Annotated in this window: 19 protein-coding genes; 13 read left to right on the forward strand and 6 right to left on the reverse strand. The window is 55.3% G+C overall.

The window, feature by feature from the left end; translation table 11 throughout:
- Positions 1-12 precede the first annotated feature (12 nt).
- The 4 genes from GURA_RS01515 (at position 13) to GURA_RS01530 (ending at position 3,801) form a co-directional block, all read left to right on the forward strand.
- Positions 13-612, forward strand: coding sequence for a peroxiredoxin (locus GURA_RS01515; RefSeq protein WP_011937238.1), 600 nt, complete (start codon positions 13-15; stop codon positions 610-612).
- 75 nt (positions 613-687) lie between these two features.
- Positions 688-2,919 (forward strand): DNA polymerase domain-containing protein, encoded by a 2,232-nt coding sequence (locus GURA_RS01520; RefSeq protein ID WP_011937239.1) that lies wholly within the window; start codon positions 688-690, stop codon positions 2,917-2,919.
- A gap of 89 nt (positions 2,920-3,008) precedes the next feature.
- Positions 3,009-3,419, forward strand: coding sequence for an exosortase system-associated protein, TIGR04073 family (locus GURA_RS01525; protein WP_011937240.1), 411 nt, complete (start codon positions 3,009-3,011; stop codon positions 3,417-3,419).
- Between the two features lies 1 nt (position 3,420).
- A complete protein-coding gene (locus GURA_RS01530; RefSeq protein WP_011937241.1) occupies positions 3,421-3,801 on the forward strand; it encodes an exosortase system-associated protein, TIGR04073 family in 381 nt (126 codons plus the stop codon).
- A gap of 112 nt (positions 3,802-3,913) precedes the next feature.
- On the opposite strand, the gene GURA_RS01535 is transcribed toward GURA_RS01530, so the two are convergent.
- Positions 3,914-4,153, reverse strand: coding sequence for a hypothetical protein (locus tag GURA_RS01535; RefSeq protein ID WP_011937242.1), 240 nt, complete (start codon positions 4,151-4,153; stop codon positions 3,914-3,916).
- Between the two features lie 354 nt (positions 4,154-4,507).
- On the opposite strand from GURA_RS01535, the gene GURA_RS01540 reads away from it, so the two are divergent.
- From GURA_RS01540 to obgE, 7 genes are all read left to right on the forward strand, one after another.
- Positions 4,508-7,024, forward strand: coding sequence for a TIGR03960 family B12-binding radical SAM protein (locus tag GURA_RS01540; RefSeq protein WP_041245653.1), 2,517 nt, complete (start codon positions 4,508-4,510; stop codon positions 7,022-7,024).
- Between the two features lie 55 nt (positions 7,025-7,079).
- The gene (rng, locus tag GURA_RS01545; protein ID WP_011937244.1) at positions 7,080-8,591 is read left to right on the forward strand and encodes a ribonuclease G; all 1,512 of its coding nucleotides are present in this window, start codon (positions 7,080-7,082) and stop codon (positions 8,589-8,591) included.
- A gap of 156 nt (positions 8,592-8,747) precedes the next feature.
- Positions 8,748-9,926, forward strand: coding sequence for a formate-dependent phosphoribosylglycinamide formyltransferase (purT, locus tag GURA_RS01550; protein ID WP_011937245.1), 1,179 nt, complete (start codon positions 8,748-8,750; stop codon positions 9,924-9,926).
- Between the two features lie 24 nt (positions 9,927-9,950).
- Positions 9,951-10,253: a Rieske (2Fe-2S) protein gene (locus GURA_RS01555; RefSeq protein ID WP_011937246.1), complete on the forward strand. Its 303-nt coding sequence runs from the start codon at positions 9,951-9,953 to the stop codon at positions 10,251-10,253.
- Positions 10,254-10,343: 90 nt separating this feature from the next.
- Complete coding sequence (gene rplU, locus GURA_RS01560) at positions 10,344-10,652, forward strand: 50S ribosomal protein L21 (protein ID WP_011937247.1); 309 nt, start codon at positions 10,344-10,346, stop codon at positions 10,650-10,652.
- 86 nt (positions 10,653-10,738) lie between these two features.
- Positions 10,739-10,996, forward strand: coding sequence for a 50S ribosomal protein L27 (gene rpmA / locus GURA_RS01565; protein ID WP_011937248.1), 258 nt, complete (start codon positions 10,739-10,741; stop codon positions 10,994-10,996).
- A gap of 79 nt (positions 10,997-11,075) precedes the next feature.
- Positions 11,076-12,092 (forward strand): GTPase ObgE, encoded by a 1,017-nt coding sequence (gene obgE, locus GURA_RS01570; protein WP_011937249.1) that lies wholly within the window; start codon positions 11,076-11,078, stop codon positions 12,090-12,092.
- 109 nt (positions 12,093-12,201) lie between these two features.
- On the opposite strand, the gene GURA_RS22550 is transcribed toward obgE, so the two are convergent.
- The 4 genes from GURA_RS22550 to GURA_RS01590 form a co-directional block, all read right to left on the reverse strand.
- Positions 12,202-16,020, reverse strand: coding sequence for a S8 family serine peptidase (locus GURA_RS22550; protein WP_011937250.1), 3,819 nt, complete (start codon positions 16,018-16,020; stop codon positions 12,202-12,204).
- Between the two features lie 218 nt (positions 16,021-16,238).
- Positions 16,239-16,649 carry a putative toxin-antitoxin system toxin component, PIN family gene (locus GURA_RS01580; RefSeq protein WP_041245655.1) on the reverse strand — a complete coding sequence of 137 codons (411 nt, stop codon included), beginning with the start codon at positions 16,647-16,649 and terminating at the stop codon, positions 16,239-16,241.
- Positions 16,646-16,885 (reverse strand): AbrB family transcriptional regulator, encoded by a 240-nt coding sequence (locus GURA_RS01585; RefSeq protein WP_011937252.1) that lies wholly within the window; start codon positions 16,883-16,885, stop codon positions 16,646-16,648. The genes GURA_RS01580 and GURA_RS01585 overlap by 4 nt, the downstream gene beginning before the upstream one ends.
- Before the next feature lie 124 nt (positions 16,886-17,009).
- Entirely contained in the window at positions 17,010-17,411 is a 402-nt protein-coding gene (locus tag GURA_RS01590) for a hypothetical protein (protein WP_011937253.1), read from the reverse strand.
- Between the two features lie 128 nt (positions 17,412-17,539).
- On the opposite strand from GURA_RS01590, the gene GURA_RS01595 reads away from it, so the two are divergent.
- Both GURA_RS01595 and GURA_RS01600 read left to right on the forward strand, forming a co-directional pair.
- Positions 17,540-17,794, forward strand: a complete 255-nt coding sequence (locus GURA_RS01595; RefSeq protein WP_011937254.1) for a type II toxin-antitoxin system Phd/YefM family antitoxin — start codon at positions 17,540-17,542, stop codon at positions 17,792-17,794.
- Positions 17,791-18,045, forward strand: coding sequence for a Txe/YoeB family addiction module toxin (locus GURA_RS01600; protein WP_011937255.1), 255 nt, complete (start codon positions 17,791-17,793; stop codon positions 18,043-18,045). The genes GURA_RS01595 and GURA_RS01600 overlap by 4 nt, the downstream gene beginning before the upstream one ends.
- Before the next feature lie 148 nt (positions 18,046-18,193).
- Here the strand turns inward: GURA_RS01600 and GURA_RS01605 are convergent, their stop codons facing one another.
- Positions 18,194-19,603 (reverse strand): NADH-quinone oxidoreductase subunit N, encoded by a 1,410-nt coding sequence (locus GURA_RS01605; protein ID WP_011937256.1) that lies wholly within the window; start codon positions 19,601-19,603, stop codon positions 18,194-18,196.
- Between the last annotated feature and the right edge of the window lie 239 nt (positions 19,604-19,842).

Below are 19,842 nucleotides of genomic sequence, written 5' to 3' on the forward strand. Positions count from 1 at the left end.
AGATACCGAGTTATGAGCATTTGTACTCTTGTTACCCAGGAAGCCCCTGATTTTACCGCTGAAGCGGCTATGCCGGACAACAGTTTTGCCGAGATCAAGCTCTCCAACTACCGTGGCAAGTATGTGGTCCTGTTTTTCTATCCCCTTGATTTCACCTTTGTCTGCCCGTCCGAGATCCTTGCTTTCAATAAGCGTCTGGGGGATTTCAAGGCAAAGAACTGCGAGGTGATAGGCGTTTCCGTCGACTCGAAATTTACCCATCTCGCCTGGAAGAACACGCCGGTCGAAAACGGCGGCATCGGCAATATCCAGTACCCGCTGGTGCAGGACCTGAACAAGGCGATTGCCAGGTCCTACGGCATTCTCTTTAACGAGTCGGTGGCCCTGCGCGGCCTGTTCCTCATCGACCCCCACGGCAAGGTGCGCCACGCAGTCATCAATGACCTGCCACTCGGACGGAGCGTCAACGAGGCACTGCGCATGGTTGATGCGCTCCAGTTTGTCGAAACCCATGGCGGTGAAGTCTGTCCGGCCAACTGGCAGGAAGGGGAAGAGGCGATGAAAGCCTCGACGGAAGGTGTGGCGGCCTACCTGGCAAAGCACGGCAAGTAAGGCATCCTGCAGGCATAAGAGAACGGCGCGAGTTAATTAACCGCGCCGTTCTCATTTATAGCCAGGGGTTCGGCAATGGATGAGCTGCATCTGGGTGATAACGAGATCCTGTTCGGTGCAGACAAGACCGAAGGTATTGTGGCGGCGGAACTTGCCGGGCGCTTCATCCGTCTCTTCATCCGCCGCAAAAACGGGGTTTTCTTTCGTGACGACCCTTTTCATCCCTTCATTCTCGTCGAACAGCCGGCTCTCCTTGCCGGGTTTCCCGGCGGTCACACGATTAAATCTCTGACCGGCAGCGGCGAGTACAAATACATGGCGGAATTCGGCAGCTGGCGCGACTGCATGGCTGCCCGGGACTTTCTTGCGAAAAAGAGCGGCAAAACGCCATCATCCCGTGATGTTCCCTACCTCTATCTGTCGGATCCGGTTCATCAGCACCTGTTGAAAAGCGGCAAGACCCTGTTCAAGGGGACTGATTTCACTAGCATCGGCCGGCTGGCCCTTGATATCGAGACCTACTGCGCCGAGGGGTTTGAATTTTCCAACCCGCAGCGGGAGGAAGACCGGATCATCTCCATTGCCGTAATGGATGAAAACGGCTATGCGGAAGTACTGAACGGTCACGACATGACGGAAGCGACCATGCTGGAAAGGCTTTCAGAGATAATCCGGGAACGGGACCCGGATGTCATCGAAGGGCACAACATCTTCCGCTTCGATCTGGAGTACATCCGGGTGCGGGCGGAACGCCACCGGGTCGGTCTCTGCTGGGGGAGGGACGGCAGCGAGCCGCGTGTCCACCCGTCCCGCTTCTCCATTGCCGAACGAACCATCGATTATCCACGCTGGGACATCTTCGGCCGCCACATCATCGACACCTATTTCCTCCTTCTCATCTATGACATCAGTGCCAGGGAGATGGAGAGCTATGGGCTGAAAGCCGCTGCCCGCCATTTCGGCCTTGCCGCGCCGGACCGCGTCTACATCGAGGGGAATCAAATCAGCCGCCGTTTTGACACCGACCCCGATTCTCTGGCGCGGTATAACCTGGACGACGTCCGGGAAACCCTCGCTCTTTCCCGCCTCCTCTCCCACTCCTATTTTCTCCAGACCAGCATGTTCCCCTATTCGTATCAGAACTGCCTGATTCGGGGGAACGCCACAAAAATAAATGCCCTGTTCCTCAGGGAATACCTGCGGCAGGGGGTAGCGATCCCGAAGTCAGGTGCAGGCGGCAGCTTCGAGGGGGGGTATACCGATGTGCTCGAGTACGGGGTGGTCGGTCCCATCGTCCATTGCGACGTGGCTTCCCTCTACCCGTCGATCCTTATCTCTTATCAGCTTACGCCTGCCCACGATAGCCTGTCCCTGTTTCTTCCTTTATTGAAGGAGTTGCGCGAGTTCAGGTTGACGGCCAAGCGGCTGGCCAGGACAGGGGCAGATCCATTTCGGCGCGACTATTACCAGGCGCTGCAGCAGGCCTTCAAGGTCCTGATAAACTCTTTTTACGGCTACCTCGGCTCTCCGCTGCACAATTTCTCCGATGTCGCCCTCGCAGCCGAAGTGACCAGGCTGGGACGGGAGACTATCAAGACCATGCTTGCCTGGCTGCTTGAACGGGGTGCGCAACCCGTGGAGGTGGATACGGACGGCATATATTTCATCCCCCCCTCCGTCGTTGCAACGGCTGAAAAGGAGGAACTGCTGGTGCGCGAATTGTCGCAGTCGCTCCCCGGAGGCATCGAGGTGGAACTGGACGGGCGATACCGGGCCATGTTTTCCTACAAGATCAAGAACTACGCCCTGCTGGGATACGATGGGAAAATGACCGTCAAAGGTAGCGGCCTCAGATCCAGGGGTATAGAAAAATACCTGCGGGCGTTCATGGAAGAGATCATCAGGCTGCTTCTTGCCGGCGAAGGGGCGAAGGTGGAGGCGGTATACCGGGATTACACGCAAAAGCTGCGCGACCACGAATTCGGCATCTCCTGGCTGGCAAAGAGCGAAACGCTCGGCGAGTCGCTGGCCGTTTATCGGGAAAAGGTTCGGGCGGGGAAGCGTAATCCGGCAGCGGCGTATGAGATAGCCACCAAGTCGCCACGGGAATTCAGGGCCGGCGACCAGATAAGCTACTACATCAGCGGCCGGAGAAAAGGGGTGACTGCCTACGAAAACTGCCGGCCCATAGCGGACTACGACCCGGCCCATCCCGACGAGAATACCGATTACTACATGGATAAGCTGAAGCAGTTGCACAAGAAATTTGCCCGATTTCTACCGGGGGAAAAGTTGCTGTTCGACTGAAGTCCAAAGAGAGTTGGCTTGCCAGCGCAGTATATTTGTGTTAATAAGATAAAATCTATTCAAGTACTTATGGTCAGAAAGGAGTTGCAATGCGGATATTTGCTGTCATTTTACCCCTTGTACTACTTTGCCTTTTCACCATTCCCTCGTTTGCCCAGGAAGCTCAGCAGTCCGAAGCCATTGCCGAAAAGATGGCGTTCAAGCTCGTGCGTGGTGTCACCAATGTGACAACCGGTATTGCTGAAATCCCAAAGCAGTCTTACCTGACAATCCGTGACCGGGGGAATATTGGTTATGTGGTCGGGCCGATCAAGGGGTTTGGCATGGCTATCTACCGGACGCTGATGGGCGCCGTCGAAACGGTATTTTTCTTGGTGCCGCAGCCCGGTTACTACGACCCGATAATCGACCCGGAATATGTCTGGAATGGCTGGGAAGAAAAACGGGTAGAATCGCGCAAGGCGAAAGAGCCTGAATCGGGCGTTAAAAAGGGAGAGTAGCATGTCAGTTAAGCCGTTTTTCTGTGTGGTTGCGCTCTTGTACGGAATCCTTGTTTCGGGGGTGCAGGATAGGGCTTGGGCGGATGACTATCGCACCCTTGAAAATGCATCGCCGCAGGAGGTTGTGGATGCCATGGCCACCAAAGCAGCTCGTGGCATTGCCAACACAACCACCGGTTGGCTGGAGCTTCCCAAACAGATATATCTGACGTTTAAAGAGGATGGGGTGGCAAAGGGGATTACTATCGGGCCGCTGAAAGGGATAGGGATGACTCTGGTCAGGACGGTGTCGGGGGTTGCTGAGGCGGCCACCTTTTTCGTTGCCTATCCCGGTTTCTATGACCCCATTTTTGACCCGGCTTTTGTCTGGCAAAAAGAGTAATCTGCCGGTGACGGTTTAGTGGTGCACCGGAAACGGTAAAGTTAACGAACTGCAGACAATAAAAAAGCCGCATCCGAGGATGCGGCTTTTTCGTCAGCATTGGAAGTGCGAATTACTTCGCAGCAGGAGCTGCTTCAGCAGGCTTAACTTCTTCTTTTTTCTCAGCTTTTTTTGCTTTTTTTGCTTTTTTTGCTTTTTTTGCTTTCTTAACAGGAGCTTTTTCTTCTTTCTTCACTTCGCCGGCAGCAGGAGCAGCAGGAGCTTCGGTTTTTGCAGGCTCAGCAGCGAAAACAACACCAGCGAAAGCAACAGCAACGAGAGCAGCAACGATTGAGGACAGAACTTTTTTCATGGTAAATCTCCTTTAAAAAAATGTATGATGACTTCATTCATAGCAGATACCGTGCCATCATTGTTGGTGCATGTAACTGGTTGGAAAAGCAAGCTATTATGCATGTGAGCTGCAGTTAATCGAATACTCTGACCCGAAATCATCCAGTGTATGCCTCATATGGGGTATTGCGGGCGGGACCGTGAGGGTGGATTTGCTGACGATGAACCGGGCGCAATGTCATCAGTGGGCTGATGGCAGTCAATGGCGGTAGGGCCGGGATAATACCTTGCCAGCTGTTGGCAAAATTTGTTACTATCTACCGGGTCGTGGCGGCGAACTTCCGTCAGGACCTTTATTTTTATGGGGGATTTTTTGCAAAACGATTATTTGCTGTCAGTTGAAAAGCCAGCTCGCTACATGGGCGGGGAAATGGGGGCGATAGTCAAGGAGCGGGCCGATGTGCGGTTTGTCCTGGCGTTCCCGGATGTATATGAAGTCGGCATGAGTCACCTGGGTTTCAGGATACTCTATGCTATTCTGAACGAAATCGATTGGCTGGCTGCTGAGCGTGTTTACGCCCCCTGGCCTGACATGGAAGCCCTGCATCGCAGCAACGGCATATCCCTTGCCACCCTGGAAAGTTCAGTCCCTCTTTCCCGGGTGGACATCCTCGGTTTTACCCTCCAGTATGAACTTTCCTACACCAATATCCTCAACATGCTGGAATTGGCCGGCATTCCTCTCCTGGCCTCGGAACGGGGCGAAGGATTCCCACTCGTCATTGGCGGCGGCCCCTGTGCATGCAACCCGGAGCCGTTGGCCGATTTTTTCGATGCCTTCCTCCTGGGAGACGGAGAAGAAGCGGTAACGGAAATTGCAGTCGTTTACCGCGAATGGAAACGTGTTAAGTCCACGAAGGAGGAACTCCTTGAGCGGCTGGCAAAGATTGACGGGGTCTATATTCCGTCTTTTTTCTCTGTTGACTATGACGCGTCCGGGCGGATCGAGACGCTCAGGCCGCTCAAGCCGGGCTATGTAAAGGTCAGGAGGCGGATCGCCGCTGACCTGAATGGGATTGACTACCCGGGCGCTCCGGTTGTTCCCTTCCTGAAGACGGTTCACGACCGGGTGAGCATGGAGGTAGCCCGCGGCTGTACCCGCGGCTGCCGCTTCTGCCAGGCGGGGTATATTTACCGTCCAGTGCGCGAACGGACGCCGGAGCAGATTCTGGCCAAGATCGAGGAGACCCTGCGTAACACCGGTTACGATGAAGTATCGCTTCTTTCCCTTTCAACCGGAGATTACGGCTGCCTTACTCCGCTGCTCAAGGAACTCATGGAGCGGTATGCCAAGGAGCGTATTGCCGTTTCTTTGCCATCCCTGCGGGTGGGGAGCCTCACCCCGGAGATCGTGGAGGAGATAAAGAAGGTCAGGAAGACCGGCTTTACCCTTGCCCCTGAAGCCGGCAGCGAGCGGCTGCGCCAGGTTATCAATAAGGGGATAACCGAGACGGACCTGCTGAATACCGCTTTTGAGGTCTACAGTGCCGGCTGGCGGCTGATCAAGCTCTATTTCATGATCGGTCTGCCGACGGAAACCATGGATGATGTGCTTGGCATTGCTGAACTGGCCAAACAGGTTAAATTCCAGGGGAAGCGGACCGGCGCCGGCGGTGAGGTCAATGTGGCGGTCAGCAGCTTTGTGCCGAAGCCCCATACGCCATTCCAATGGGAACCGCAGATCAGTTACGAGGAAATTCTCGAAAAGCAGCAGTTTCTGCGCCTGGAGCTGAAAAAGCGCAAGCTGAATTTCAAGTGGCAGGATGCCCCCTTGTCCGTAATGGAGGGGGTCTTTGCACGTGGTGACCGGCGACTCGGTCGGGTGCTGATCGAAGCACGACGGCTGGGGTGCCGTTTCGACGGCTGGGGCGAGCATTTCAGCTTTTCCAGGTGGCAGCAGGCATTTGCCGCAACGGCCATTGATCCGCTCTTCTATCATCGCCGTCGTGACCTTGAGGAGGTTCTTCCCTGGGACCACCTTGAGAGCGGCGTCAGCAGGGAGTTTCTCCGTTCGGAGTTGGAGAAGTCTGCTGTCAGCTCCTATACGCCGGACTGCCGCAGCGGTGTCTGCTCGGGATGCGGCGTCTGCGATTTTGAAATGATACGGATGAGGCTCAATGGGGCCGAAGAGACCTGTGGTGGCGCACCCGTGACGGAATCAGGGCAGCCGGTGGAGGCGGAGCGCATCCGGCTCCGGTTTCAGAAAATCGGCCGGATGCGCTTCCTGAGCCACCTGGAGATGCTCAACCTGTTCATCAGGGCTATCGGCAGAGCCCGGGTACCGATCCGCTATTCCCAGGGGTTTCATCCCCACCCCAAATTTTCCTTTGCCACGGCGCTGTCGGTAGGCGTGGAATCGTGGGCCGAATACATGGATATGGAGTTGAACGCAGGTTTCGGCGCGGAGAGGCTGAAGGAGGCGCTCAACCAGGTGCTGCCCGAAGGTGTGCGTGTCCTTGAGTCCCATGCAATAATGTTGAACAGTGAATCACTATCGGTTATCATGGAAAGCGTGCGTTATCGCGTCATTCTGCCGCCCGGTGCGGGGCAGGATCTCCCCGGCCAGGTGGAGCGCTTCCTTGCCCTTGACACATACCCCCATCGCCGGGAAAAGAAGGGTAAGGTCGTGGCTTTCGACTTGCGACATGAAACGGTTAGCCTTACCGCTTCAGCTGACTGCCTGGAGATGGAGGTCCGGCGCGGCAAACCGTTGGAATTTGTTGCAGCCGTCACCGGTCTGCCGGCTGATGCGCTCGCCGGTGCGAAAATCGAGAAGCTTGAAGTCAATTTCAGAAGCGGCGAAGGGCGAACTGTTGCCGGCGCCGATTGACTTCCGAGACAAACAGTACATATCAATTATACTTGCATAATACAATGAGGTAATCATGGGTAACGAACTGGTCATCAACACCACGTCCCACGAAACCCGCATCGCCCTTATCGAGAACGGCACCATTGCCGAACTCTATATTGAGCGGAGCCGGGTCAAGGGGATCGTGGGCAACATTTACAAGGGTCGGGTCATCAGGGTTCTGCCGGGGATGCAGGCCGCCTTTGTCGACATCGGCCTGGAGAAAGCGGCTTTCCTCTACGTTGCCGACGTCTTTGACGCCATGGATGAGTATGAATCGTTCATGGATGGCAACGGTAAGAAAGACGAGCCGGCAGAGGGGGAAGAGCCGGTGATTCACCCCCTCCATCCCATTGAGGAACTCCTCCAGGAAGGCCAGGAACTCCTGGTGCAGATCTCGAAAGAGCCGATCGGCACCAAGGGCGCCCGCATCACCGCCCATATCTCCCTACCCGGCAGGCACCTGGTATATATGCCGACCGTCGACCATGTGGGTATTTCCCGCCGCATCGAGGATGAAGCGGAGCGGGAGCGCCTCAAGGAGATCGTTGACCGGATCAAGCCGCCAGGCGGTGGCTTCATCGTCCGTACCGTCTCGGAAGGGAAAAGCGAGGAAGATCTTGTTTCCGACCTCCATTACCTGACCAAGCTCTGGGATGAGGTGGTGAAGCGCAAGGATAAGGCCAGCGCCCCGAGCCTGATCCATTCCGACCTGGATGTCACCCAGAAGGTGGTGCGGGACATCCTCACCGAGTCGGTGGAGCGGATCGTCGTCGACTTCAAGCCGGAATACGACAGGATTGTCCAGTTCATCAGCACCTTCATGCCGAAAATGAAGTACTCCATTGAGCTCTACGACGAGGAGGAGCCGATCTTCGACCACTTCGGCCTTGAAGTGGAGATCAGCCGGGCGCTGGGGCGCAAGGTCTGGCTCAAATCGGGCGGTTACATCATCATCGAGCAGACCGAGGCGCTCACCGCCATCGACGTCAACACCGGCCGTTTCGTCGGCAAGCACAACCTGGAAGACACCATCCTCAAGACCAACCTGGAGGCGGTGAAGGAGATCGCCTATCAGTTGCGGCTGCGGAACCTGGGCGGCATTATCATCATCGACTTCATCGACATGGAGAAAGAGGTCAATCGGGAAAAGGTCTTTACCGCCCTCGAAGAGGCGGTCAAGTCGGACAAGTCCAAGACCAACATCCTGAAGATATCCGAGCTCGGCCTGGTGGAGATGACGAGAAAACGGGTCAGGGAGAGCATCGGCCGGATGATGTGCGAGCCGTGTCCGTACTGCGAAGGGCGGGGATACGTCAAGTCGAAGACCACGGTCTGTCACGAAATATTCCGCGAGCTGCGACGGGAGATGCTCGACATCCGCGGCAGCAAGATCATGCTCACGGTCCATCCCCAGGTCGCCGACCTCCTCTACGACGAGGAACGGCGCGGACTTGAGGAGCTGGAAAAGAATTTCAAGAAACGGATCACGGTCCGGGCCAAGCCGGGCTTTCACCAGGAGCAGTTCGAGATCGCCATCAGTTAGATAAATTAAACACCCCTGAACCGCAAAGGACCCAAAGGGCCTAAAACGCCAGGAACGCAGAGAAAACATGATCTTTTTCGAGTTCTTCGCGCACTTTGCGCTTTAGGCCCTTTGCGCCTTCGCGGTTCAAAGGTTTTCTGTATTCAAGGAGAGCATATGATTGGGACCCCTCTGAAGAATAATGCTACACGTATTATGCTGCTCGGTTCCGGCGAGCTGGGGAAGGAAGTGGTCATAGAAGCCCAGCGGCTCGGTGTCGAGGTAATTGCCGTGGACCGCTACCCGAATGCGCCGGCCATGCAGGTGGCCCACCGAAGCCATGTGGTCAACATGCTCGATCGGGAAGAACTTTCGCGGGTGATCCGCCTGGAGCGTCCCGATTACATCGTGCCTGAGATCGAGGCGATCAATACGCCATACCTGCTGGAGCTGGAAAAGGAAGGTTTCGCCGTCATTCCCACGGCCCGCGCCACGAACCTGACCATGAACCGCGAAGGGATCAGGCGGCTTGCCGCCGAAGAGCTGGGGCTCCCTACGGCGCAATACCTTTTTGCCACTTCAATGGAAGAGTTCAGTGCCGGCGTGGAGCGCATCGGCCTTCCCTGCGTGGTGAAGCCGATCATGAGTTCTTCCGGCAAGGGTCAGAGCGTCGTGCGCGATGCAGCCGACCTGGAACGGGCCTGGACCTATGCCATGGAAGGGGCGCGGGGCGCGTCGGACAAGGTCATCATCGAGGAGTTCATCCCCTTTGACTACGAGATCACCCTGCTGACGGTGCGCTACAGCGACGGGACCCGTTTCTGCCCGCCTATCGGCCATGTGCAGATCAAGGGCGATTATCATGAATCGTGGCAGCCGATGGCAATGACCCCCCAGGTATTGGCGGAAGCCGAACGACAGGCCAAGGCGGTCACCGATGCCCTGGGGGGCTTCGGCATCTTCGGCGTCGAGCTGTTCATCAAGGGTGACCGGGTCTGGTTCAGCGAGGTTTCGCCCCGTCCCCACGACACCGGCATGGTGACCATGGTGTCCCAGAACATGTCGGAGTTCGAGCTCCATGTGCGAGCCATCCTCGGGCTGCCGGTGCCGGAAGTGGTCAACCTCGCCCCGGCCGCTTCCCACGTCATCCTGGCCGATGCGACCGTTGCGGAAGTTGCATTCGACGGTCTGGCCGAGGCGTTGTCGGTGCCTGACACCAAGCTTCGTCTGTTCGGCAAGCCGGATGCCCGTCCCGGCCGCCGCATGGGGGTGGCGCTATCCCTCGGGACGGATACGGACGAAGCGCGCAAGAGGGCGGAACAGGCTGCCCATGCGGTGAAAATAGTTACGGTCTGACGTATAACTGTTTGGAGGAATGCAATGATATTTGCCGCGAAGGTTTCCGAGGTTCCACCCTGGGGGAAAAAGGTCGTCAGCATCAACGGCCAGGAGATATTGCTGGTCAACGCCAAAGGGATAATCTATGCCTGCGAGACCGAATGCCCCCACCAGGGCGCACCCCTTTCCGGCGCACTGGTAAAGGATGCGGAACACCTCTCCTGCCAGCGGCACGGCTATCGATTCAATCTTAAGACCGGCGCCTGCGCGGATTTTCCGGAATATACCCTGAAGGTCTATCCGGTACAGGTTCAGGGTGACGATATTATGGTGGACCTCGGTTAAGGGGTGTTGAAAAAAGTCCTTGACTTATAAGTTGTTTTTCGCTATTTTTCAATGCTCTTTGTAAAATCAGGATAAAGGTGGTGAAAGTACATGTACGCAGTAGTGAGAACCGGAGGGAAACAATATAAAGTTTCCGAAGGCGACTTTTTAAAAGTCGAAAAACTTGAGGGTGCGGTAGGCGATACTGTTGAACTCTCTGAAGTCCTGATGGTTGGCGGCGATAAGGTAGCAATCGGAACACCTTTAGTGCCCAGCGCCTCTGTGGTCGGCAAGATTGTCGAGCAGGGCAAGGACAAGAAGATTCTCGTCTTCAAATCCAAGCGCCGGAAAGATTCCAGGAAACTTAACGGGCACCGTCAACTCAGAACCATTTTGAAGATCGAGAAGATCAACGCCTAAGAAATAATTAGAGGACGGCACGTAGAAAACTTCCAGCTCGGTTGCAGGCAGCTGGAACCGGACGGAGCCGTTAGGAGGAGTAGAAAATGGCACATAAAAAAGGCGTCGGCAGTACCAGGAACGGCCGCGATTCAGACGGCCAAAGGCTTGGCTGTAAAAAATTCGGCGGCGAGCATGTCAAAGCCGGCAATATCATCTACCGTCAGCATGGCACCAAGATCCATCCCGGCAACAACGTCGGTTTAGGGCGGGACTATACCCTCTTTGCCCTTATCGAGGGTGTGGTGAAGTTCGAGCGGATGGGACGCGACCGGAAAAAGGTTTCCGTTTACCCCGCCAACTAGCAATTGCTGATATAAGCACATGCGAAAGCCTGGAACCTTTGGTTCCGGGCTTTTGTTGTTTATTTATTTGGGGACAGTTATGAGTTTTATCGATGAAGTGAAAATCCATGTGAAATCAGGGGATGGCGGCGCCGGTTGCGTCTCCTTCCGCCGGGAAAAGTTTATTCCCTTGGGTGGTCCTGACGGCGGTGATGGAGGCAAAGGGGGGAATGTGATTGTTGAGGCTTCCCCGAATCTCTCCACCCTCCTCGATCTGCGCCAGCACCCGCATCAGAAGGCGGGGCGCGGCAGGAACGGTATGGGGAAGGATCGTCACGGCGCCTATGGTGCGGACTTGAAAATGCTCCTGCCGGTTGGCACGGTGATCAAGGATGCTGAAACCGACGAGGTGCTTGTCGACCTGAATGAGCCGGGCATGTCGGTGGTGCTCCTGAAGGGTGGCCGCGGCGGCCAGGGTAATGCCCGCTTTGCCAGCTCCACCAACAAGGCGCCCAAGTTTGCCCAGCCGGGTGAGCCCGGCGAAGAGCGGTGGCTCAGGCTGGAGCTGAAGCTGATGGCCGATGTGGGGCTGCTCGGCATGCCCAGTGTCGGGAAATCATCCCTGATATCCAAGATTTCCGCGGCGCGGCCGAAGATTGCCGACTACCACTTCACCACCCTCAAGCCGAATCTGGGTGTAGTAGCGTACAAGAACTACAAATCGTTCGTCATGGCAGACATTCCCGGCCTCATCGAAGGGGCCCACGAGGGAGCAGGTCTCGGGCACCGTTTCCTCAAGCACCTGGAGCGGACCGGCCAGCTGATTCATATCCTCGATATCTCCTGGATGCCCGACCGCGATCCGCTCCGCGAATACGAGGCGATCAACCGGGAACTGGCACTATTCAATCCTGAACTGGCAGAAAAGAAGCAGATTATCGTTATCAACAAGATCGACCTCCCCGTGGTAAAAGAAAACCTGGCAACCGTTCTCCCCTATTTCGAGGAGCGCGGCCTGAAGGTCTTCCCCATCTCCGCCGCCACCGGCGAGGGGATACCGGCGCTCTTGGACGAGATCGCCCGCAATCTCTGGGGGCAGGCGGAGGAAGAGTGGTAGTGAAGCGGTCGGCAGTTGATGGTCTATGGTGAATGGAAGAATGGAAAAGCCGTGCTCCCCATTTCGGGGTGGCGCGGCTTTTTTGTCCGGTTCGTCATGGAAGACTTCGTCATTGGGCCAGGATGATGTTGTCCAACTCAACGGTTCCATTGCCCACGACCAGACTGCCATGCACTGTGGTGTATCCCGAGTTGTCGGCAAAGTAACAGTCATAGCCCCCTTTCAGGGCAAGGGGGATGCCCCTGTTGATCGTGATGTTTCCGAAGGTCTCTACCCCCTGCAGTTGAAGAACTTCGGAGTCAGCGGCTGCGTCAGCTGCTGACTGGATCGCATCAAAATAGAGAAGAGGTGTTCGCGCAATACGCACCTGCGATGCGACACACGGGGGGGCAACGACCGAAAGTGTCATCGGCCTCAAGGCCGTTTTGCCGGCACTGTCCTGGAGGCTCATTGTAAAGCTGTAATTGCCGATTCCATTGGCGGTCCCTTTGATGCGGGCGGACCCGTCCGCCGAGCTTTCCAGGGAAAGGCCGGAGGGAAGGCTGCCTGATGCAATGCCCCAGGAATAGGGAGCGATCCCTCCCCCGCCGGTGATGAGCTGGTTGAAAGCGACCCCGATGATCACCGGATTAAGGGAGGTATCGTCGATGCCCATAACCTGCATCATGAGGAGCCTTGTTGCGATCTTTCCGGTGCTGTCGGCAACCCTGACCTCGACCATGGTGTCCCCCCTGCCAGTTGGTGTCCCGGAAATTGCGCCGCTTGAGGGATCGATGGCCAGGCCTGAGGGCAGAGTGCCGGATGCTATGGACCAGGTGTAGGGCGCCGTTCCACCTTTGACTGACAGGGCCGCATTGTAGGCAGTGCCCGATGCCCCGGCGGGGAGGGAAGCGGTGGTAATGGCAAAGGCATTCGCATCATTGAGCTTGATCGTAAACGCTCCCCACCCGTTGTCTCCGCTGCCGGTAAGCATCAGATTGCCTAAAGCATCCAGTGCCAGCCGCTCCCCTGCCTCTGTTACGCCACCATCATAGGTTATGGCCCATAGCCTGTTGCCCGATGGGTCATACTTGAGGATAAGGTAATCATAGCCGGCATAGGGGGTGCTCTGTATGCTGCCAATGACATGAATGGAGTTGTTTTTATCAACGGCAAGGCCGTACCCCTTGGTGCCGACCCCTGCTGGATAGGTTTTCATCCAGATGGGGTCGCCGTTGGCACTGAATTTCCTGAGAAAAAGCGTCGGAGGGGAGCCGAGCAGCCAGCCGGTCACATAGACGTCCCCGTTTGCGTCAACTGCAATATCCTGCCCCGCCTCCTCCTGGTTGCCTTTAAAAGCTTTGTACCATTGCAAATTGCCCGAGGCGTCATACTTGATGAGGGGGGTATCAACAGGATAATCCAGGGTTTCCCTGTAGCCGGTTATGTAGACATTACCGGTGGTGTCAACGGTGATGTATGGGTTCCATAGATAGGGGAGCGTGCCAGGTTGTAGCAGCGTGCTCCAGAGCTCATTGCCGGCCGCATCGTACTTGACTGTGAGATAACCCCCGTCGTCAGGAGATCCGACCATGTAGATATTGCCATTGGCATCGCTGGTAATGTCATAGACTATATTTCCAGGGTGTTTCCTTGTCCAGACGATCTCGCCATCAGGATCATACTTGACGAGAAAATACTCCGTTTCCAGTATGCAGGATTGGCAGTTTGGTGCGGTAAAACCTCCCACGTAAACGTAACCATCCCTGTCAACGGTGACTGCTGCCGGTTGATCATACGTACCCTGGCTGTATTTCCTCGACCACAGCTCCTGGCCGGCGGGGCTGTATTTGACCAGGAAAAAGTCGTAATCCTGTCCAAATCCCTGGCGAATGACATAACTGTTGCCGTCAGCGTCAAAGGCAACGTCAGTCATTTTCCCTACCCTGAAACTGTCGGATGAGATGTCGATGCCGGGATATGCGATGTTGTGCCAGGCCTCGGAGATGCCGGCAGGGTAGACAGAGATCGATAGGTCCTTTAAAGCCTTTGCCCCGTAGACATCTGCTGCCTGCAGCGTGAAGGGATAGATGCCAGGTTGGGCGGAGGAACCGGAAAACTGACCAGTTGATGCATCTAAAGTTATTCCGGGAGGGAGACTTCCCGAAATGATGGACCAGCCATAGGGGGGATAGCCTGAGACTGGTACGCTGTCGCTGTATGGGGCGCTCAAGGCGGCATTTGCCGTGTATCCGGCAATGGCAAAGGTAGGATATTCCACCGTGTCCTGCCCCGCCGGAGAGGAAAAAAGCAGTATGGCCTTGGACCCTTTGGGAGTCCATGTTCCAGTGAATATCCCGTCTCCGGCGGCAAGATCGGCGCCGGTTCCATCGTCGGCAAGGGTTATGACCTCTCCCGTGGAGGCCCGCATCACCACGGGGCCAACGGGCAGGTCACAATTGATGCTCAGTGCGGAAACCGTCACCGGAGTTCCCGCGGTAATTGTTGTTGGCAGGCTGAGAGCGGAAAAGACCGGACTGTTGTTGCAGGACAGTGAGCCATTGGCGTTGAGCCGCTTGCCGGTAACCGTCCGCTCGTACATACTCGACACGTTGTCCCCACCCGCCAGGAGGAGGTTTTTTATGGCAATCCAGTCCCGCCCTGGGTCTTGGGCCTTGAGCAGGGCGGCAACCCCCGTGACATGGGGAGTGGCCATGGATGTGCCGGAAAGCAGACCATAGCCACCGGTGATATTCCATTTGTTCTGTGCCGGCAGTGTGCTGAGGATCTTGACGCCCGGGGCGCTGATATCCACACTCCTCCTGCCGTAATTGGAAAAGACCGCCTTGTTGTCATTATGATCGGTGGCAGCCACCGAAATTATATTGGGCAATTCATAGCCTGAAGGATAATGGTTCCATCCGTTAGTAGTCAAATCGGCTCCATCGTTGCCGGCTGCGGCGATGAAGAGAATATCCCTCTGGGCATTGATGGCATCGTAGAGCGCCTGAGAATAGTCTCCTCCCCCCCAGCTGTTGCTGGTGGCAACTATGTTCACACCTTTAGCCTTCAGCCCTCGTATATATTCGAGACACTCCACCGCGCCTGATGTGTCACCGCTGCCGCCGGCGTTGAGGAACTTGCACGTGACGATCTGTACGTTCCAGTTCACTCCGGCAACACCGATGCCGTTATTGCCGACTGCGCCGATGGTGCCGGCGACATGGGTGCCATGGCCGTTGTCGTCAAAGGGCCAGCTGAAGTGATTGAACGTATCTATCCCATATATGTCGTCAGGATAGCCATTGGCGTCATCATCGATCAGATTTCCAGCTATTTCTTCAGGATTTTTCCAGATGTTGTCTGCCAATTCACTGTGGTTGTAATCGATCCCGGTATCGATAACCGCGACGACCACATCCGTGCTCCCTGTGGTGATGTTCCAGGCATCAACGGCATGAATATCCGCACTGGGCGTCCCTCCGGTCTGACCGGTGTTGTGCATGCCCCACAGCTCGCTGAAGCGGCTGTCATCGGGAAGTGCTTCCGCAGTATAGATGAAATTTGGCTCGGCATATTCCACATTGGGGTCCTGCGCGTATTCCCGGATCGCTTCCTCGACCGTCATCCCCTTTTTCAGCTTCACATGATGGATGCGAAGATGAGGAAACTCCTTTTTCTTTGTCGCACCAAACTTGGCGTGGCTCTTCTGTCTGGCCTGATCATCGGTGCTGCTTTTGAACTTGACGATCAGTTCATCTTCCTTACGCTTTGGCTTGTGGTCGTTCTTCCCAGACAGATCCTTCGCCCCCTCCCCCGCGCTCTTTGTCTTTATTGGGGAATCGACCTGTTCCCGTTCAAGGACGGCATGGGCCGAAACGGGACAGAGCATTGCCAGCAGCAAAAGAAACAGAGAAAAACGATGATGGATCCATCTGCATGACTGCATACAATCCTCCGTCGCCGAGAGCACCTGTGCACTCTTGGGAAGAAAATTATTTATAACAAATTAGATTAAACACATTACCGATAAAGAGTATGGGATGTCAATAATATTGATACAGAGGAGGCGGCAAGAGCGCAGCGGTGCATTTAAGCATGCAGGGGATAGCAAAGATTGGGCATCGAACTTACGGGGATTGTTCTGATTTTCATGTTGAATATCGGCTAATTGTCGATCTTTTCCAGAAACTCCTGCGGCGAAACGATTTTTGCCGCACCATAGCTTTCCAGCGCCAGCAGATCCTTGTCGCCGGTCACGATATAGGATGCTTGAGCACTGACGGCAACGGCAAGAAACATGTCATCGTACGGGTCGCGACAGACGCCGTCCGCATTTTCCGCCACATCCACCACATCGAAAAAGGGGAGAATTTCGTCCTCTATGATCGCCTTTATCTCGTCCGCGGTCAGCGCAAACTTCGGGTAGTGGAGCACCTGCCGTAACTCTGTAAATGTTTCCCTGGAAATAACCGGAATGATGAGGCCGTTCTGCCAGAGTTCGACAAGTCTGGTCAGGCGTCCCTTGAAAAGAAGGGCGGAAACGAGCACGTTGGTATCGAGGATAACCTGCTTCACCGGCTCTTCTTCCGTGCCCATGCAACAGCGTTAGCTACATCCCCTTCAGTAATTCCGAGTTTCTCCATCTTTTCTCTGATGCTTTCCAAAGATGTGGCGATCGGCGTCACCTTAACCGGCACCAGGACTATCCGGTTCCGTTCCACCTTTGCGTCGAATAGATCGACTCCTGGAAATTTGTCGGCGATTTCCTTCGGCAGGGTTAATTGGTTTTTGGCGGTTTTCTTTGCTAGCATTATCCTTACCTCCTTACAGTAAGGATATCTTAAAATACCCGAAATGACAACTTTTCGTTCACCTTTCCGGATTGTTATTAGGCTTGTGGCATAGAAAGAGCCATTTCTCCCGTGCTGCCACTAGTCAGGCGGTTTCCACTGTTGCCTTATACCAATAGGCTGCAACGATGCCGTAAATGAAATTCAAGCCGATGACGACCATCGGTGTCAGAGTCCCAAAGCCAAGACCGAGAAGGCCTTTACCCATATTTGGCAAGACCATGAAGAGCATCATGGCAGATGGCAATAGACTGAATAGGCATCCACGGAGAATAGTTCGATTTTTCCACAAGGGAAGAAGTAACAAAAGCATCCATATGCCACCCCAGACCATTCGCTGATAAAGCCAGGGGGCGGTAAATTCCGGCTTCATACTGACTCCCAAAAGGTCACTTATTCCTATCTTGCCTAAAATCGTGATGTTGATGCTATCGACCAACCCTCCAATGGCACCACCGGTAAATGCTCCACTCACTTTTCGAATCATAATCCTGGCCTCACGATATTTTTTTGGTGAACTTGGGGGAGATGCCGCAATTTTCTAACAATCCGTTCTTCTTGCCAATATAGCCTTTGCATGCTATTGTACAATATCTTGTCATTTTGGAGGTCATCATGCATGCAATCACATACAGCGAAGCACGTCATGCCCTTAAGGACGTCATGGACGAAGCTTGCAGCAACCACGAACCGATCCTGATCACGCGTCGTAAGGGAGAGAATGTAGTCCTGTTAAGCCTTGAAGACTACGAGTCCATTATGGAAAGCGAATATCTGCTTTCCAGTCCTGCTAATGCAGCACGGCTAATGCAATCTCTTGAAGAGGCACGGTCCGGCAAGCGAACCCCCATGGATACTCTTGGGCTATGAATGTTACGTTCACACCGACTGCTCTCGACGACCTGCGCTATTGGCTTAAGACCGATAAACGCCAGGCCGAACGGATCTTGGCGCTTCTTGAAGAAATTCGGCGAACCCCTTTTGATGGAACAGGAAAACCAGAACCCCTCCGTTTTCAGCTTGCCGGTTGCTGGTCCCGCAGGATTGACAGGGAACATCGCCTTGTATACCAAGTGGAAGAAAGTGAGATTGTCGTTATCGCCTGTCGCTATCACTACTGATTCCATCAATCAAACCGTCCAACTTATATCACGGATAAAATACAATGAAAATCTTTATTGAAGATTTCCAATTGTGACGGCGCAGTCAAGGACAATGGCTGCTCATGCCCATGGTCAAAAAGGTTGCTGCACGGGAAGGTCAACAGGGTCAGCGGAGGATGGAGTCGATCAGCCTGAGGAGCGGAGATGGATAGATGCCCACTGCGAGAATTACCAGTGCTGCGGCGGAGAGGGCGATGGACTCCGTCATGGATGCCGATTTCCGCGATTCAGGCGCATCTCCGGCGTGCATGTAGAGGTTTACCACCACCCGCAGGTAGTAGTAAGCGGAGACTGCCGCCGCCAGGATGCCGACTATTGCCAGCGGAATTTCTCCGCCCCTGAAGGCGGCATAAAAGATGAAGAACTTGCCGATGAAGCCGGCAGTCGGCGGGATACCCGCCAGGGCAAACAGGGCAAGGGCCAATATCCCTGCCTGAAACGGCCGGCTGTAGCCGACCCCCCGATAATCCTCCACATTCTCCATTCCAACCGATTCCGTCAGGGATGCCACGGCGCCAAAGGCGGCCAGGTTCATGGCCGTGTACACCACCACATAGAGAATTACAGCGGCAAAGCCCTCACTGCTGCCGGTGAGGAGCGCCAGCACCAGGTATCCCATCTGGGCGATGGAAGAATAGGCAAGCATCCTTTTCAGGTTGGTTTGCAGCAGTGCGGCCAGGTTCCCCACCAGCATGGAGAGAAGAGACAGCCACCAGAGCGGCGTATGGAGGGTTTTAAACCCGCTGCCGGAAGGTAATAGCAGCAGGAGGAAGGCTATGGCGGCACCCTTTGAGGCGGTGGAGAGGAAGGCGACCACCGGCGTCGGTGCTCCCTGGTAGACGTCCGGCGTCCAATGATGGGCCGGAACCAGGGAGATCTTGAAGGCGATGCCGATCAGCAGCAGTCCCCACCCGGCCAGGGCGATGGGGTCTTGAGCACCGGCCGAAAGCGTCAGGCGCACGACCTCCGGAATGGCGAGGGTTCCGGCTGCGGCATAAAGAAGTGCGATGCCAAAGGCGATGCAGGCTGCGGAGATGGCCCCCAGAAGGAGATACTTGAGTCCGGCCTCGGCCGATTCGGCGCGGTTGAGATCGATGGCGACCAGGATGTAGAAGGCGAAGGTGAGGGCCTCCAGTCCGAGGAAGAGGATCAGCAGGTTGGCGGATGCGCTGACCACAGCCATGCCGAAGGCGGCGAAGATGACGGTGGCCGGGTATTCTTCTCCGCTTATGTCGCGCCTCACGTTGTGGTCGTGGGAGAGGAGCAGGGTTGCGGCGGCGGTGAGGGAAAAGAGCACAGTGAAGAAGCGGGCAAAGGGGGTAAATGCCACGCCGAGAGTCTGGGAAAGCGCCGCCGGCTGCAACTGGAGTGCCCAGAGCGCAGCGCCAACGCAGGCGGCAACGCCGACAGCCGTGCCGTAGCGTCCCGGTACGACCGCGCCGAGCAAGAGTATCAGCAGTGAAGCACCGGCAAGGATGGCGAGCGGCATGATTATCCAGATATCGGCCACGGTCATTTAGGAACTCCGTTAAATCCAAAAACTGCAATTAGCCACGAATGACACGAATAAACACGAATGTTTTTAACCCCTTGTCAAGTCGTGAGTAGTCACCGATCTGGTGAGTGCCTTCTGCATGACAAGAGCTTGTATATTCGTGCACATTCGTGAAATTCGTGGTTAAAATGCTTTTTCCAGGTTAAATCAGCAAATCGTTAACAATTACAAAGTAAGGCAAAAAACAGTGCTTCTGTAAC

The organism is Geotalea uraniireducens Rf4 (assembly GCF_000016745.1).
Classification (GTDB): Bacteria; Desulfobacterota; Desulfuromonadia; order Geobacterales; family Geobacteraceae; genus Geotalea; species Geotalea uraniireducens.